The sequence below is a fragment of the Stenotrophomonas sp. 22385 genome, from assembly GCF_052045085.1.
Lineage (GTDB): Bacteria > Pseudomonadota > Gammaproteobacteria > Xanthomonadales > Xanthomonadaceae > Stenotrophomonas.
Window position 1 is genome coordinate 182,610 of sequence record NZ_JBQEOG010000008.1, and the last position, 13,272, is coordinate 195,881.

A 13,272-nucleotide genomic window follows, 5' to 3' on the forward strand; every position below is an offset into this window, starting at 1 on the left:
CGGGGGCACGCCGGAGGCCCGTGGGGCAAGGGTTGGCGGGGGGATCTACAGCGGCTGCCGGTGAATCGAGCGCCGGGGCGCCATACCCTTTCCGGCGAATGTCCCCCGGCGGGGCCCTCAACGCTTGCGGCAAAAAAAAAGCGCGGATCTTGCGATCCGCGCCGGTGGTGCCGCCAGGGGGAGAGAGGACCTGGCGACACCGTTGCCTTGTGGGGCGGTCGATCAGTACTTCAGGTTCTGCGACCAGTAGGTCTCGATCTGCTTGACCAGCGTGTCCGGCAGCGGCACGTAGTCCAGCTGCTTGGCCTGGGCATCGCCGCTCTTGTAGATCCAGCGGAAGAACTCCTGGGTGGCCTTGGCGCTGTTGACGTTCTTGGGCTGCTTGCGGACCAGGATGAAGTTGGTCGCGGTGATCGGCCATGCGTCGGCGCCCGGGGCGTTGGTCATGACCAGGTAGAAGTCCTTGGCGCTGGCCCAGTCGGCGCTGGCGGCAGCGGCGGCGAAGGACGTGTCGCTCGGCAGCACGACCTTGCCCGACGCGTTCTTCATCGCGGCGTAGGACATCTTGTTCTGCAGCGCGTAGGACAGTTCGACGTAGCCGATGCCGCCCTTGATCTGCTTCACGTACGCAGCCACGCCTTCATTGCCCTTGCCACCAATGCCGACCGGCCACTGGACCGAGGTGCCTTCGCCAACCTTGGACTTCCACTCCGGGTTGACCTTGGACAGGTAGTTGACGAAGTTGAAGGTGGTGCCCGAACCGTCCGAGCGGTGCACGACGGTGATCTTGCCGTCAGGCAGCTTCACGCCCGGGTTGAGCGCGGCAATCGCCGGATCGTTCCAGGTCTTGATCTTGCCGAGGAAGATGTTGCCCAGGGTCGGGCCATCCAGTTTCAGTGCGCCCGGGGCGACGCCGGCCACGTTGATCACCGGCACCACGCCGCCGATCACCGACGGAAACTGGGCCAGGCCGGCCGCAGCCAGCTCTTCCGGCTTCAGCGGGGCATCGGACGAACCGAAGTCCACCGTGGCCGCCTTGATCTGGGCGATGCCACCACCGGAACCGATCGACTGGTAGTTGACCTTCTTGCCGGTCGCGGTGCTGTAGTCGGCCGACCATTTGGACATGACCGGGTAGATGAACGATGCGCCCGCGCCGGTCACATCGGCGGCATTGGCGGCGAACACGGAGGACGCGGCGAGGACGGCAACAGCGGCGCGCGACTTGAAGGCGTGGATCACGGGGTGGCTCCTGGGATGGATGGTGGTGCGGGGTTTCCCGCCCGGTGCCTATTCCATAACGGTTCCGTGACAGCGCAGCGACTGTCATATGACGCAACCGTGACACCGGCGTGCGGGGTAGGGTCGGTCGCAAGACGACTGCAGTGAACGGTTCAACGCCCGCTAACGCATGGAAATCGGAACGAAAAAAAGGGCGCAGCCCAAGCTGCGCCCCTCCATCACACAATTACAGCAGGACTTACCAGAAGAACTGCAGGCGCGCTTCCAGGATGTTCGGGTCATCGTTCACGAAGGTGCGCGTGGCCGAGCTGTACTTCTTGCTGTCCACCATCACGTAGTTCAGTGCGAACTTGGTGTTGGAGCGCCAGTAATAATTCACGCCCACGGTCCAGATATCCATCTTGCCGCCGAGCACGCCGTCCACGATCGGCGGACGACCGGCGACCGGGTTGGCGCGCAGGTTGCCGTCATCCAGGTTCATCGAGTCATAGCGCGCGCCCAGCTGCCACATGCCACGGCCCGGCTCGTCCGGCAGGCCGGTGGTCGGGGTGCCGCCCTTGTAGCCCCAGGTCTCGCCGGTGATGTTCCACAGACCGCTTACGTAGAAGCCGTCGCTGGTGTAGTTGTCGCGCGTCATGCGCTTGGCTTCGCTGGTGTAGTACTCGGCCTGCGCCTTGAACGGGCCGCCGATGTACATCGCTTCGGCGCCGATCGTCTTGACGCGGTCGGTGTCGGTCATGTTTCCGCTGTCGACCAGGCGCGCGGTGGCCAGGTCGGCGTTCGGACGGGCACGCACGCGCAGGGTGTCCGCGTCGGTATCGTAGTCGACATAGCTCAGGCCGAAGTGCAGGACCTGGCCCTTGTCGTTGATCGGCGCCCAGGTACCCCGCGCGCCGTAGCCGCTGCCGTGGGCCAGGTTGCGGGTGAGTTCACGGCCGAAGGCGCTGGCGGTGACCGACCAGTTGTTGTCGCCGAAGCTGTAGGCGCCACCGAGGCGGCGGGCCACGGCGTAGGTGTTGGTGACCGCAGCCTTGGAGATGAAGTCGTTGTTCTTGGTACTGGACAGCTCTTCCAGGCTGTTGGGCTGCTTGAACTGGCCCAGCTGCACGAAGTGGTTGGCGTTGCCGGCCAGCTTGTACTTGACGTTGGTGTCCAGGAACTTGTCGGCCTTGGCGTCGTAGCCGACCACCCATTCCACGTTGCCCGGGCCCTTGCCCTTCAGCACCAGCTCGGCGCGACGCAGTTCGAATTCGCTGTCCTTGCCGTTGGCGGCGTCGCCACCGTTGAGATCGGTCACATCGTTGTCGAACCAGTTGCCGTCGGCCTGGACCAGGCCTTCGAAGGTGATCTCCGAGCCGCCGATCACGTCGATGGCCACTTCAGCGTGAGCGGCCGGCACGAACAGCGCAGCAGCCACGGCCGCAGTGAGGAGTTGGCGATGCAGTTTCATGGAAAGGAGCCTTGCAGGCAGGTGGGAAGATGCTGCGCAGGCTAATAAGTGAAGATTGCGTAAATATGACAGTTTCGGACAAAGCAGCCCCGGTCCCAAGGCAAGCCGTTGCTGGGGTTGCCAAAACTGCCTGAAACAGATGACTGCCCGGTTGCGTTGAGATGGCAGTCGTCGCCGCCCGTCAGGCGGCGGTCTTCTGCTTGAACCGGCACAGGTCGCGGATCACGCACTGCGGGCAGTCCGGCTTGCGTGCCCGGCACACATAACGGCCGTGCAGGATCAGCCAGTGGTGGGCATCGCGCAGGAATTCGGCCGGGATCACCTTGACCAGCAGGTCCTCGACCGCGCGCACGTCCTTGCCGGGCGCCAGGCCGGTGCGGTTGGCGACCCGGAAGATGTGGGTGTCCACCGCCATCACCGGCTCGCCGAACGCGGTGTTGAGCACCACGTTGGCGGTCTTTCGACCGACCCCGGGCAGGGCTTCCAGCGCGGCGCGGTCGCGGGGTACCTCGCCGCCATGCTGGTCGATCAGAAGGCGGCAGGTGGCGATGACATTCTTCGCCTTGGCATTGAACAGCCCGATCGTGGCGATGTACTTCTTCAGTCCGTCCTCGCCCAGCGCCAGGATCGCCTGCGGCGTGTTGGCGACCGGGAACAGTTTGCGCGTAGCCTTGTTGACCCCCACGTCGGTGGCCTGCGCGGAGAGCGCAACGGCGACCAGCAGCTCGAACGGTGAGCTGTATTCCAGTTCGGTCTTTGGATGCGGATTGAGTTCGCGCAACCGCGTGAACATTTCCACGACGTCGGCCTTGGGCATGCGCGCGCTGCGCGGTGCGGCCTTTGCAACGGTGGTCATCAGGAAGGTTTTCCAGCAGCCCTGGCTTTGGCGCGCGCAAGAATCGCGGCAGCCGCAGGCGGCAGGGCCGGCTTCAGATCGGGAGTGGGTGCGGCGGGCGCACGGCGTGCATCGCGTTCGGCCGCGCGGCGTGCCAGCCGCTGCGTGCGCTGGCGATAACGCTCGCGTGCGGCCCATGCACGCTGCAGCTGCTGCTGTGCGTGCAGCAGGCGTGCCGGCAGGTCGGGATGGCCAGCCAGCAGCGCGTCATCGCCCGGGGCGGGCACGTAGCCCATCAGTCCCGCCGCCAGCGCAGCATCCAGGTCGTCATCCAGTACCAGCAGCAACAGGCGGGCGGGCAGGGGCGTGGCGTCGTGCATCATCGCTCAGCGGTTCTGGAACACCGGCGGACGCCGTGCAAGGAATGCAGATGTCCCTTCGCGCATGTCCTCGGTGGCGAACATCAGGCCGAACTGCGCGCTCTCGTACTCCAACCCGTCGGCCAGCGTGCATTCGCCACCGACATGCACGGCATCGAGAATGCCGCGCAGGGCGAGCGGTGCCGAACGTGCGAGCTGGGTGGCCAGTTCGCCGACGCGTGCATCCAGTGCATCGGCGGCGACCACTTCATTGACGATACCCAACTGCAGCGCCCGTGCAGCGGTAATCGGCGCACCCAGCAGCAACAGCTCCAGCGTAGCGGCTCGACCGCACAGGCGCAGCAGGCGCTGGCTGCCGCCGAAGCCGGGAATCAGCCCCAGGTTGATCTCGGGTTGGCCGACCCTGGCCGTGTCGGCGGCGACCCGCAGGTGGCAGGCCATGGCCAGTTCCAGCCCGCCGCCCAGCGCAAAACCGTTGATCCGGGCGATCACCGGCTTGGGCAGGCGTTCAATGCGGCGCATCACGGCCTGGCCCAGCAGCGAGAAGTCACGTCCCTGAACCGGCGTCAGGCCGTTCATTTCGGCGATGTCGGCCCCGGCGACGAAGGCCTTGGGGCCGGCCCCGGTCAGCACCACCACGCGGACCGATTCCTGCTGTGCTGCGGCCAGAAACGCGGAATCCAGGGCCTCCAGGGTCTCTCGATTGAGCGCATTGAGCTTGTCGGGACGGTTGACAGTGATCCAGCGGATGGCACCATCGTCGGCAACGGTAAGGGGGGCGTCGGCCACGGCGGGGGCTCCTGGATAAACGTTAAAAAAAAGTGATATTGAACTCTGGAAACAAAGGCAGGTCATAGCCTTCGTCGTTAGTGGCGGTTCAACGTTGCGGCGGCTATCCTAACCCGTCGCCTCAGGGCGGCCCAATGCGTCCTGAGTTACCACCCCTGGAGAAACGTTTGATGAAGTTGCGTTCTATCGCGGTCGCCGTCGCGGCCCTGGCCCTGACGGGCAATGCCTTCGCCCAGGACACTTCGTCCGAAAAGGGCAAGCTGAGCTATTACTTCGGTTACGACTACGGCAACAACCTGGCTGAGCTCACCGGTCGCGGCGAACAGCTGGACATCAATTCGGTGGTGAAGGGCCTGCAGGATGCCTACGCCAAGAAGCAGCCGGCGATCACCGCCGAGCAGCTGAAGCCGGCCGTCGAAGCCTTCCAGAAGCGTGAGCAGGGTCGTGCCGCCGCCGCCAAGGCCGAGTACGAAAAGGCTGCCGCCGAAAACAAGACCAAGAGCACCCAGTTCCTGGCCACCAACAAGGCCAAGGCCGGCGTGCAGGCGCTGCCGAGCGGCGTGCAGTACCGCATCGTCGAAGCCGGCAAGGGCGCCAAGCCGACCCAGGCCAGCACCGTGCAGCTGGAAGTGGCCGGGCCGTACCCGTTCGGCCAGCGCCCGACCGAGGCGCGCCCGGCACAGCAGATTCCGTCGATCAAGGTCAGCGAAGTCGAAATGAAGGCCATGCGCGAAGTGCTGCTGCAGATGCCGGCCGGTTCGAAGTGGGAAGTCACCCTGCCGCCGGAACAGGCTTACGGTGCCGACCCGCGTACCCCGTTCCCGCCGAACGTCGCCGTGCAGTTTGAAATCAAGCTGGTCAGCGTCAAATAAGAACGGCTGCAGACCACAGAACGCGTCGATGGCAACATCGGCGCGTTTTTTGTTGCCTGTATTCGCGCTACTGTTGCCCGGTGCACTTCCCGGAAAACCCCGCTCATGCCATGCCCAGCCCCTGCATCGGAACCTGCGCGCTTGATCGCGCCGGGCTGTGCGGCGGCTGCCTGCGCAGTGTGGATGAAATCACCCGCTGGTCAACGATGACCCGACACGAACAACATCATGTGATGCGGCAGGTGCTGCCGCTGCGCGAACAGCTGCGGCAGTCGCTGGGTGGCTCGCTGGCCAGCCACGAGCGGCTGCTGCGCGCGCTGCACCCGCTCGATGCACCCCCAGGGGGCGAGGGCTGGAACCGCAGCGAATTGGCTGACCTGCTGCCGCCCGGCCCGCCGGTGGAAGCGGCGGTGCTGGCCGGGATCATTCCGCGCCCCGGCGGCGCGCAGGTACTGCTGACCCGGCGCACGGATACCCTGCGCCAGCACGGCGGGCAGGTGGGGTTTCCCGGCGGCCGCCAGGAGCCCGATGACCGCGATGCGGTGGCCGCCGCCGTGCGCGAAAGCAATGAGGAAATCGCGCTTGCGCACGATCAGGTACAGGCGCTGGGCTACCTGGATCCGTTCGTGACCATCACCGGCTACCGGGTGATGCCGGTGGTGGCGGTGATCGATCCCGGCTTCGTGGCGGTGCCGCAGCCGGATGAAGTGGCCGAAGTATTCGAGGTGCCGTTCGATTACCTGATGGACCCGGCCAACCTGCGCCAGGTCGAGATCGATCACCGCGGCCGCATCCGCCACGTTCTGGAATACGGCTGGCCTGGCCAGCGCATCTGGGGCGCCACCGCCGCCATCCTTTACAACCTGCGTCGCCGCCTGGAGCAACTGGAATGAGTACTGCGAAGCCGAATGCCTGGACCACGCTTGTCGATGTGGCGACGCTGTCCAGCGCACTGGCGCAGGGGGATGCCCGCCTGCTGGATGCCCGCGCCATCGCGAGTGCGGCGCCGCGCTTGCTGGATGCGCGCTTTTCGCTGTCCGATCCGCAGGCCGGTGCGCGCGACTACGCCGCAGGGCACCTGCCGGGCGCGCTGCGGGCGGACGTGAACCGCGATCTGGCCGACATGAGCGTGGTCGGCCACGGCCGCCACCCGTTGCCGGACAGCGATGCGTTTGCTGCCACGCTGGGGCGGTGGGGCATCGGTCCGGATACCCAGGTCGTGGTCTACGACGGCGGCGACGGCAGCATGGCGGCGGCACGCGCATGGTGGCTGCTGCGGTTGATCGGGCATGCACAGGTAGCGGTGCTCGACGGTGGCCTTGCGGCGTGGCAGGCCGCCGGTCTACCGCTGACCACGGAGGTACCGGAGGTGGCGCCGTTGCCGGCCTACCCGGGTCGCTTCGACACCACCCAGGTGGCGTCGTCCGACGAGGTTGCCGCACGCTTGAAGCACGCGACGGGCTGGCTGCTGGATGCGCGCGCCGGCGAACGTTTCCGCGGTGAGGTGGAGCCGCTGGACCCGGTGGCGGGGCATGTGCCGGGGGCGGTGAACCGCCCATTCGGGTTGAACGTGGCCGAAGGGCGCCTGCGACCGGCGGCCGAGCTGCAGGCCGCGCTGCGCCCACTGATCGGAACCCATGATCCGCAGCAGGTGGTGCTGATGTGTGGATCGGGCGTCACCGCCTGCCATCTGCTGCTGGCCATGGAAGTGGCCGGGCTGCACGGTGCGCGGATCTATGCCGATTCGTGGAGCGGGTGGGTCAGTGATTCAAGCCGGCCGGTGGCTACGGGCAGCTGAGCGGTGGCGCCGGCCATTGGCCGGCCCGCGCGGACGGCGATCAAAGGGCCAGGGGAGTCAACCGGATCGCTGCCAGCACCCGCGGCCATGGAAACAACCGGCCCGGGTCGCGTTTGCGTGGCACACGGCGGTCGGGGTCATCGCTGGCCACCTCTTCGCGGGTGTCCAGCGCTTCGTGCCCGGCGATGTGGTGCAGGGCGGGCAGGACAGCGCACAGGTGCTGGAGCAGATCGATCAGGGCAGCGATCTGTGGGTCCGGGTAGGGCTCGTCCATCGCCTGGTGGCGCGAGTCCAGCCAGTGCGGGTAGCGGCCGGTGTTGACCAGTTCGATGCCGATCGAACGCGGGTTGTAGCCGCTGACGTGGTGGGCCACGCGCTCGATCGGGACGTATTGGACGATGCTGCCGTCGCGGTCGATGTAGTAATGCCCGCTGTTGCCGGTGCCGCTGTCATACAGCACGCGTTCGCCATAGCGGCGCGCCGTGGCCAGATCGGGCAGTTCGGTGCAGTGGATCACCACCAGATCGATGTCGTCCACCGCCCGCTCACCCAGCTGCGCCAGGTAGGGCAGCGGCTGTTCAACGATGTCGGGCGGGGCGCGGTCGGGCATGCGCCGATGCTAGCATTCGGGCATGAGCGCTGATATCGATTTCCACGCGGTGGCTGCATGAGCCGCGGCCACTGCATTCTTTCCCACGGCTTCGAAAGCGGCCCGGACGCCACCAAGGTGACCGCCCTGGCCGAGGTGGCCCAGCGGCTGGGATGGACCCACGAACGCCCGGACTACACCGACCTGGATGCCCTGCGCGAGGTCAGCAGCGTGGGCGATGTCCGTGCCCGCCTGCAGCGCCTGGTCGAACGTGCCGGCGCCGCTGCCGCAGGTGGCCCGGTGGTGCTGGCCGGGTCCTCGCTGGGCGCCTACATTTCCGCCATCGCCTCGCTGCAGGTGCCTGTCAAGGGCCTGTTCCTGATGGTGCCACCGACCCGGATGGGGCCGATGCCGGCCCTGGACGCCGCCCGCGTGCCCACCAGCGTGGTCCACGCCTGGCACGACGAGCTGATTCCGGCCGCCGATGTGATCGCCTGGGCCCAGGCGCGCGCGGCGCGGCTGCTGCTGGTGGATGACGGGCACCGCCTGAACAACCACGTGGATGCGTCGGCGCAGGCGTTCGAGGCGCTGCTTCTGGGCCTTTGACGCGTACCCACCAACGGTGGGTACCTATCGGAGGCCGACAGGCGGTTGGCACCTGCCGCAGGGCGTCCCGGGGCGATTCCGGCCGGGTCACGTACAATGGACGGTCCGGCGCCTGCGCCCGGGCCGCCTGCGGTGCCCGTGGGCCCCCCTTCCTGCTGACCTGCGATACCGATCCCGTGAAATTCTTTGTTTCCTGCGCCAAGGGCCTGGAGTACCTGCTCGCCGACGAACTGCTGGCGCTGGGCCTGTCCAGGGCCACTGCCACCATTTCCGGCGTCAATGCCGAGGGCGAGCTGCCGCAGGCGCTGAAGGTGGTGCTGTGGTCGCGCCTGGCCAGCCGGGTACTCTGGCCACTGGCCGAGTTCGACTGCCCGGACGAGGGATCGCTGTACCAGGGCGTGTCGTCGATGCCGTGGGAGCAGCACATCAGCCCCGAGCTGACCCTGTCGGTGGACGCGCATGTGTCGGGGACCGAAATCACCCACGCGCGCTTTGCCGCGCAGCGGGTCAAGGATGGTGTGGTCGACAGCCTGCGCGCGCAGGGCCTGGAGCGGCCGTCGGTGAATACCGAATTCCCGGATGTACGCATCAACCTGTCCCTGCGCAAGGGCCGTGCCTCGATCTCGATCGACCTTGGCGGCGGCCCGATGCACCGGCGCGGCTGGCGCATGGCGCAGAACGAGGCGCCGCTGAAGGAAAACCTGGCGGCGGCCGTGCTGATGCGCGCCAACTGGCCCAGGATCCACGCCGAAGGGGGCGGCCTGCTCGACCCGATGTGCGGCAGCGGCACCCTGCTGATCGAAGGCGCGTTGATGGCCGCCGACGTTGCGCCGGGGCTGCAGCGCCATGGCAGCATTCCGCCGAGCCGCTGGCTGGGCTTTGATCGTGATGCCTGGAACGCCCTGATGGCCGAGGCGCGCACCCGCGAGCAGGCCGGGCGCGCCGCGCTCAAGCAGGTCATCCACGGCAGCGATATCGACCCGCATGCGATCCGCGCGGCCAAGGAAAACGCGGAAACCGCCGGTGTCGCCGCAGCGATCTGGTTTGGTGTGCGTGACGTGGCAGACGTGCAGGTGCCGCCGCAGGAAACCGGCTGCGTGGTGTGCAACCCGCCGTATGACGAGCGTCTGGCCGCCGATGCGGTGCTGTATCGCCGCCTGGGCGATGCGCTCAAGCGTGCGGTACCGCAGTGGCGGGCCAGCCTGCTGTGCGGCAGCGCCGAACTGGCATTTGCCACCGGCCTGCGCGCGAACAAGAAATACCAGCTGTTCAACGGCGCCATCGAGTGTGCGTTGATCGTGTGCGATCCCATCGCCGTGCCGCAGCGCGAGCATGCAGGGCAGCCGCGCGAGCTCAGCGAAGGCGCGCAGATGGTGGCCAACCGGCTGCGCAAGAACATCCGCAAATTCAAGACATGGAGAGCGCGCGAACAGGTCACCTGCTACCGCGTGTATGACGCCGACCTGCCCGAGTACGCCGCCGCCATCGACGTGTATGAGGAAGACGGCGGCGCGGGCCGCACCTTCCTGCACGTGCAGGAATACGCCGCGCCGGCCACCATTCCCGACGTGGACGTGCGCCGCCGCCGCAACGAGCTGCTATCGGCCGCGCGCGAGGTATTCCAGGTGCCGGCCGAACAGGTCGCGCTGAAATCGCGCGAGCGCGGCAAGGGCGGCAGCAAGTATGGCCGCTTCGAACAGCGTGGCGAGTTCGTGCTGGTGCGCGAGAACGATGCACTGCTGCGGGTGAACCTGTTCGATTACCTGGACACCGGCCTGTTCCTGGACCACCGCCCGCTGCGCTGGCACATGGCCAGGGAAGCGCAGGGCAAGCGCTTCCTCAACCTGTTCTGCTACACCGGCGTGGCCAGCGTGCAGGCGGCGGTGGCTGGTGCGGCCTCCACCACCAGCGTGGACCTGTCCGGCACCTACCTGCAGTGGTGCGCCGACAACCTGGCCCTGAACGGCAAGGGCGGCAGCCAGCACCAGCTGATCCAGGCCGATGCGCTGGCGTGGCTGGAAGCCGAGCGGCATCGTTTCGATGTGATCTTCTGCGACCCGCCGACCTTCTCCAACTCCGCCCGCGCCGAGGATTTCGACGTGCAGCGCGAGCACGTGCGGTTGCTGCGCGCGGCCGTGGCGCGGTTGAGCCCGGAAGGCGTGCTGTATTTTTCGAACAACTTCCGCCGCTTCAAGCTCGACGAGGAAGCGGTCAAGGAGTTCGCCGAGTGCCGCGAGATTTCCGCCGATACCATCGGCGAGGATTTCGAGCGGAATCCGCGCATCCACCGCGCATGGGAGATCCGGCGCTACGGCGCCTGATCCAACGTGCGACCTACCGGCAACATCGGTAGGCCACGACCGTTGGTCGTGGCGGGCGTTACAGCACAGCCGCAGCCAGCCCCACCACGGGTAATGCCCAGGCCAGGGGCGCGATCCAACGCGGCCGCCAGGGGTACAGGCCGAAGGCGATCAGCAGGCCGCTGACCGTCATCGCGCCCAGCCACAGCACCGGGCCGGCGGCCCAGCCGTGGTCGACCACGCACGCGGCAAACGCGGTGACCAGCAATGCCCAGCCCGACCCGCGGCACAGCCGCATGCGCGCTGGCCTGGGGTGCGCCTTGCCGTGTAGATCGAGCTGGTGCTTTTCCATCGCCAGCGACAGCGCGGCGAACGCCGAAAAATTCAACGTGAGCGCCAGCAGCATCATGCGCGGGCCTCGGCGGTATCCGCCGTGGCGGCAAGGGCAGCCGTCTGGCGCTTCTTCTTCTCTGCCGCACTCAACGCCGGCTGCCAACGCTGCATGCGCAGGCCGCAGTACGCCAGCATTGCGCCGAAGGCGAGCATCACCAGATCGAACCCGGCCAGTGCCCAGTCGCCGGTGCGCAGGGTGACGCCCAGATGCGCACGGGTGGTGAGCGCATTGATCAGCGGAATCAGCGCGAACAGGGCAGCGCCCAGGTACAGCTGCCAGGCCCACATCAACCGCCTGGGCCAGAGGAAGGCCGCCAGCAGGGCGGCACCCCAGGCATGGAAGAACACGCTGGCTTCCGCGTCGGAACGCTCGGCCATTTGCAGTGGCAGCAGGCGGTTACCCCAGAAGTAGGCGGCAAACGCGATCGGCAGGCCGGCCACGGCGCCGATGTTGAGCGCATCCACCAGGCGCAGGCCGAAGCCGATCCGGCCGGCCTTGGCGTGTTTGGGGCGCTCCTTGACCGCCCACAGCACCACGCCGCTGGCCACCATCAGGCAGCCGACCAGGCCGGAGAGGAAGAACAGGGCACGCAGGCCCCAGTCCGCGAACCGGGCCAGGTGCAGGCCGTACATCACGCCACGGGCGTGGGTAGCGCCGCCGGGCACCGGGCTGGTCTGGATCAGCGCGCCGCTGACCGCGTGGTAGCGCAGCGAAGGCGTGTCGACCGACAGCCGCTTGCCGTCACGCTGGTAGATGTCGATCACCGCATTGGCCGCGCCCGGATGGAACACGGTGAAGCCACTGACCTGCGCGCCCTTCCATTCGGCGCGTGCGCTGTTGAGCAGCTGCTGGATCGGCAGCGCGGCGGCGCGACCTTCGGCGGGGTCGGTCGGATCGGCCAGGCGCGCAAAGGCCTCGCTGAAGAAGGCATCCTCGTCCTTGGGATAGGCCACGCTCACGCCCTGCGGCAGGTACATGAACATCAGCGTGACAATCCCGGTATAGGTAATCATCGCGTGGTAGGGCAGGGCCATCACCGCGCTGACGTTGTGGAAGTCCAGCCACGAACGCAGGCCCTTGTCCTTCCGGAAGGTGAAGAAGTCCTTGAAGATCTTCTTGTGGGTGATCACGCCGGTGATGATCGCCACCAGCATGAACATCGCGCAGAAGCCCACCAGGTAGCGCGCCCACAGCACCGGAATGTAATGCAGGTCGAAATGCAGCCGGTAGAAGAAATCGCCGCCGCGTGTTTCGCGAGCGGCCACTTCCTCGCCGCTGGCCGGGTCCACCGTGGCATCGCCGAAGCGGCCACCGCCGCGGCGGCGCCTTTCGCCTTCGGCCGGCGGTTTCATCATCGATTCGGGGTTGCGCCAGAACATGCGCATCGCCGGGTTGCGCGGGTCGGGCAGGGTCACGTTCCAGCTTTCGGCCTGCGGCGCCTTGTGCTGCAGGAAGGTTACCGCGCGCTCGGCGGCAACCTCGGTGGGCACGCTGCTGCGTGGCAGCTCCGGGCGCATCCAGCGGCTGATTTCCTCGCGGTAGTAGCTGGCGGTGCCGGCCATGAAGATGAGCAGCAGCAGCCAGCCGACCAGCAGGCCGGTCCAGGTGTGCAGCCAGGCCATGGACTGGCGGAATCCATTCTTCATGCACGAGCTCCCAGTGCGAGGGTGCCCAGCCAGAACAACGCGGTGGGCACGGCGATGCCGATCCAGGCGCGCAGTGCGGTGCGGGCGGCGAATGCCCACAGCGCGGCGCAGGCGCACAGCACGATCGCCACCAGCATGCCGGTCAGCACCGCCTGGGCGCGGGCGATCGGCAGGGCCACGGCGAAGAACATCGCGCAGGTGGCGGCCAGCGCGTAGCCGCCGATGATCGCGGCCAACGAACGCGACAGCACTCCCAACCAGGGGCGGGCGAAGAAACCGCCGAAGCGGTTGTACCAGCTGGCATCAGGCGTGCTGTCCACGGGAACCTGCAATGTCGGATCGAACAACGAAGGTCACCGGCCGTGGCCGGT

The 13,272-nt window shown here is 67.2% G+C and carries 14 protein-coding genes; 5 read left to right on the forward strand and 9 right to left on the reverse strand.

Annotation, left to right across the window (positions count from 1 at the left end; translation table 11 throughout):
* Nucleotides 1-222 precede the first annotated feature (222 nt).
* The 5 genes from pstS to ACTJI4_RS15285 all read right to left on the reverse strand — a co-directional run bounded on the left by pstS (nt 223) and on the right by ACTJI4_RS15285 (nt 4,696).
* The gene (pstS, locus tag ACTJI4_RS15265; protein WP_392916159.1) at nt 223-1,242 is read right to left on the reverse strand and encodes a phosphate ABC transporter substrate-binding protein PstS; all 1,020 of its coding nucleotides are present in this window, start codon (nt 1,240-1,242) and stop codon (nt 223-225) included.
* A gap of 238 nt (nt 1,243-1,480) precedes the next feature.
* Nucleotides 1,481-2,692 (reverse strand): OprO/OprP family phosphate-selective porin, encoded by a 1,212-nt coding sequence (locus ACTJI4_RS15270; RefSeq protein ID WP_392916162.1) that lies wholly within the window; start codon nt 2,690-2,692, stop codon nt 1,481-1,483.
* Between the two features lie 181 nt (nt 2,693-2,873).
* Nucleotides 2,874-3,548 carry an endonuclease III gene (gene nth / locus ACTJI4_RS15275; RefSeq protein WP_440869833.1) on the reverse strand — a complete coding sequence of 225 codons (675 nt, stop codon included), beginning with the start codon at nt 3,546-3,548 and terminating at the stop codon, nt 2,874-2,876.
* The gene (locus ACTJI4_RS15280; protein ID WP_440869834.1) at nt 3,548-3,910 is read right to left on the reverse strand and encodes a hypothetical protein; all 363 of its coding nucleotides are present in this window, start codon (nt 3,908-3,910) and stop codon (nt 3,548-3,550) included. Before ACTJI4_RS15280 ends, nth begins: the two co-directional genes overlap by 1 nt.
* 3 nt (nt 3,911-3,913) lie before the next feature.
* Nucleotides 3,914-4,696, reverse strand: coding sequence for an enoyl-CoA hydratase/isomerase family protein (locus ACTJI4_RS15285; protein ID WP_392916170.1), 783 nt, complete (start codon nt 4,694-4,696; stop codon nt 3,914-3,916).
* 170 nt (nt 4,697-4,866) lie between these two features.
* Between ACTJI4_RS15285 and ACTJI4_RS15290 the strand changes: the two genes are divergently transcribed.
* From ACTJI4_RS15290 to ACTJI4_RS15300, 3 genes are all read left to right on the forward strand, one after another.
* Nucleotides 4,867-5,568 carry an FKBP-type peptidyl-prolyl cis-trans isomerase N-terminal domain-containing protein gene (locus tag ACTJI4_RS15290; protein WP_392916173.1) on the forward strand — a complete coding sequence of 234 codons (702 nt, stop codon included), beginning with the start codon at nt 4,867-4,869 and terminating at the stop codon, nt 5,566-5,568.
* 110 nt (nt 5,569-5,678) lie between these two features.
* Nucleotides 5,679-6,461 carry a CoA pyrophosphatase gene (locus tag ACTJI4_RS15295; protein ID WP_392916176.1) on the forward strand — a complete coding sequence of 261 codons (783 nt, stop codon included), beginning with the start codon at nt 5,679-5,681 and terminating at the stop codon, nt 6,459-6,461.
* Nucleotides 6,458-7,366, forward strand: a complete 909-nt coding sequence (locus ACTJI4_RS15300) for a sulfurtransferase (protein ID WP_392916178.1) — start codon at nt 6,458-6,460, stop codon at nt 7,364-7,366. Before ACTJI4_RS15295 ends, ACTJI4_RS15300 begins: the two co-directional genes overlap by 4 nt.
* A gap of 40 nt (nt 7,367-7,406) precedes the next feature.
* Here the strand turns inward: ACTJI4_RS15300 and ACTJI4_RS15305 are convergent, their stop codons facing one another.
* Complete coding sequence (locus ACTJI4_RS15305; RefSeq protein ID WP_440869835.1) at nt 7,407-7,976, reverse strand: N-acetylmuramoyl-L-alanine amidase; 570 nt, start codon at nt 7,974-7,976, stop codon at nt 7,407-7,409.
* A gap of 57 nt (nt 7,977-8,033) precedes the next feature.
* Here ACTJI4_RS15305 and ACTJI4_RS15310 point away from each other — a divergent pair, with 57 nt between their 5' ends.
* Together ACTJI4_RS15310 and rlmKL are read left to right on the forward strand one after the other, a co-directional pair.
* Nucleotides 8,034-8,561 (forward strand): hypothetical protein, encoded by a 528-nt coding sequence (locus tag ACTJI4_RS15310; RefSeq protein WP_440869836.1) that lies wholly within the window; start codon nt 8,034-8,036, stop codon nt 8,559-8,561.
* Between the two features lie 176 nt (nt 8,562-8,737).
* Nucleotides 8,738-10,882: a bifunctional 23S rRNA (guanine(2069)-N(7))-methyltransferase RlmK/23S rRNA (guanine(2445)-N(2))-methyltransferase RlmL gene (rlmKL, locus tag ACTJI4_RS15315; protein WP_440869837.1), complete on the forward strand. Its 2,145-nt coding sequence runs from the start codon at nt 8,738-8,740 to the stop codon at nt 10,880-10,882.
* Nucleotides 10,883-10,940: 58 nt separating this feature from the next.
* Here the strand turns inward: rlmKL and ACTJI4_RS15320 are convergent, their stop codons facing one another.
* From ACTJI4_RS15320 to ACTJI4_RS15330, 3 genes are read right to left on the reverse strand one after another with little or no spacing between them, the layout of a single operon-like run.
* A complete protein-coding gene (locus tag ACTJI4_RS15320) occupies nt 10,941-11,270 on the reverse strand; it encodes a DUF3325 domain-containing protein (protein ID WP_440869838.1) in 330 nt (109 codons plus the stop codon).
* Nucleotides 11,267-12,901: a PepSY-associated TM helix domain-containing protein gene (locus ACTJI4_RS15325; protein WP_440869839.1), complete on the reverse strand. Its 1,635-nt coding sequence runs from the start codon at nt 12,899-12,901 to the stop codon at nt 11,267-11,269. Before ACTJI4_RS15325 ends, ACTJI4_RS15320 begins: the two co-directional genes overlap by 4 nt.
* Nucleotides 12,898-13,221, reverse strand: a complete 324-nt coding sequence (locus ACTJI4_RS15330; protein WP_440869840.1) for a DUF3649 domain-containing protein — start codon at nt 13,219-13,221, stop codon at nt 12,898-12,900. Before ACTJI4_RS15330 ends, ACTJI4_RS15325 begins: the two co-directional genes overlap by 4 nt.
* Between the last annotated feature and the right edge of the window lie 51 nt (nt 13,222-13,272).

Excerpts from the sequence above, each read along its gene's own strand:
- nth (WP_440869833.1), bottom strand. The coding sequence starts at position 3,548 with ATGACCACCGTTGCAAAGGCCGCACCGCGCAGCGCGCGCATGCCCAAG.
- ACTJI4_RS15300 (WP_392916178.1), top strand. The coding sequence starts at position 6,458 with ATGAGTACTGCGAAGCCGAATGCCTGGACCACGCTTGTCGATGTGGCG.
- ACTJI4_RS15290 (WP_392916173.1), top strand. The coding sequence starts at position 4,867 with ATGAAGTTGCGTTCTATCGCGGTCGCCGTCGCGGCCCTGGCCCTGACG.
- ACTJI4_RS15325 (WP_440869839.1), bottom strand. The coding sequence starts at position 12,901 with ATGAAGAATGGATTCCGCCAGTCCATGGCCTGGCTGCACACCTGGACC.
- ACTJI4_RS15320 (WP_440869838.1), bottom strand. The coding sequence starts at position 11,270 with ATGATGCTGCTGGCGCTCACGTTGAATTTTTCGGCGTTCGCCGCGCTG.
- ACTJI4_RS15295 (WP_392916176.1), top strand. The coding sequence starts at position 5,679 with ATGCCCAGCCCCTGCATCGGAACCTGCGCGCTTGATCGCGCCGGGCTG.
- ACTJI4_RS15305 (WP_440869835.1), bottom strand. The coding sequence starts at position 7,976 with ATGCCCGACCGCGCCCCGCCCGACATCGTTGAACAGCCGCTGCCCTAC.
- ACTJI4_RS15310 (WP_440869836.1), top strand. The coding sequence starts at position 8,034 with ATGAGCCGCGGCCACTGCATTCTTTCCCACGGCTTCGAAAGCGGCCCG.
- ACTJI4_RS15280 (WP_440869834.1), bottom strand. The coding sequence starts at position 3,910 with ATGATGCACGACGCCACGCCCCTGCCCGCCCGCCTGTTGCTGCTGGTA.
- ACTJI4_RS15270 (WP_392916162.1), bottom strand. The coding sequence starts at position 2,692 with ATGAAACTGCATCGCCAACTCCTCACTGCGGCCGTGGCTGCTGCGCTG.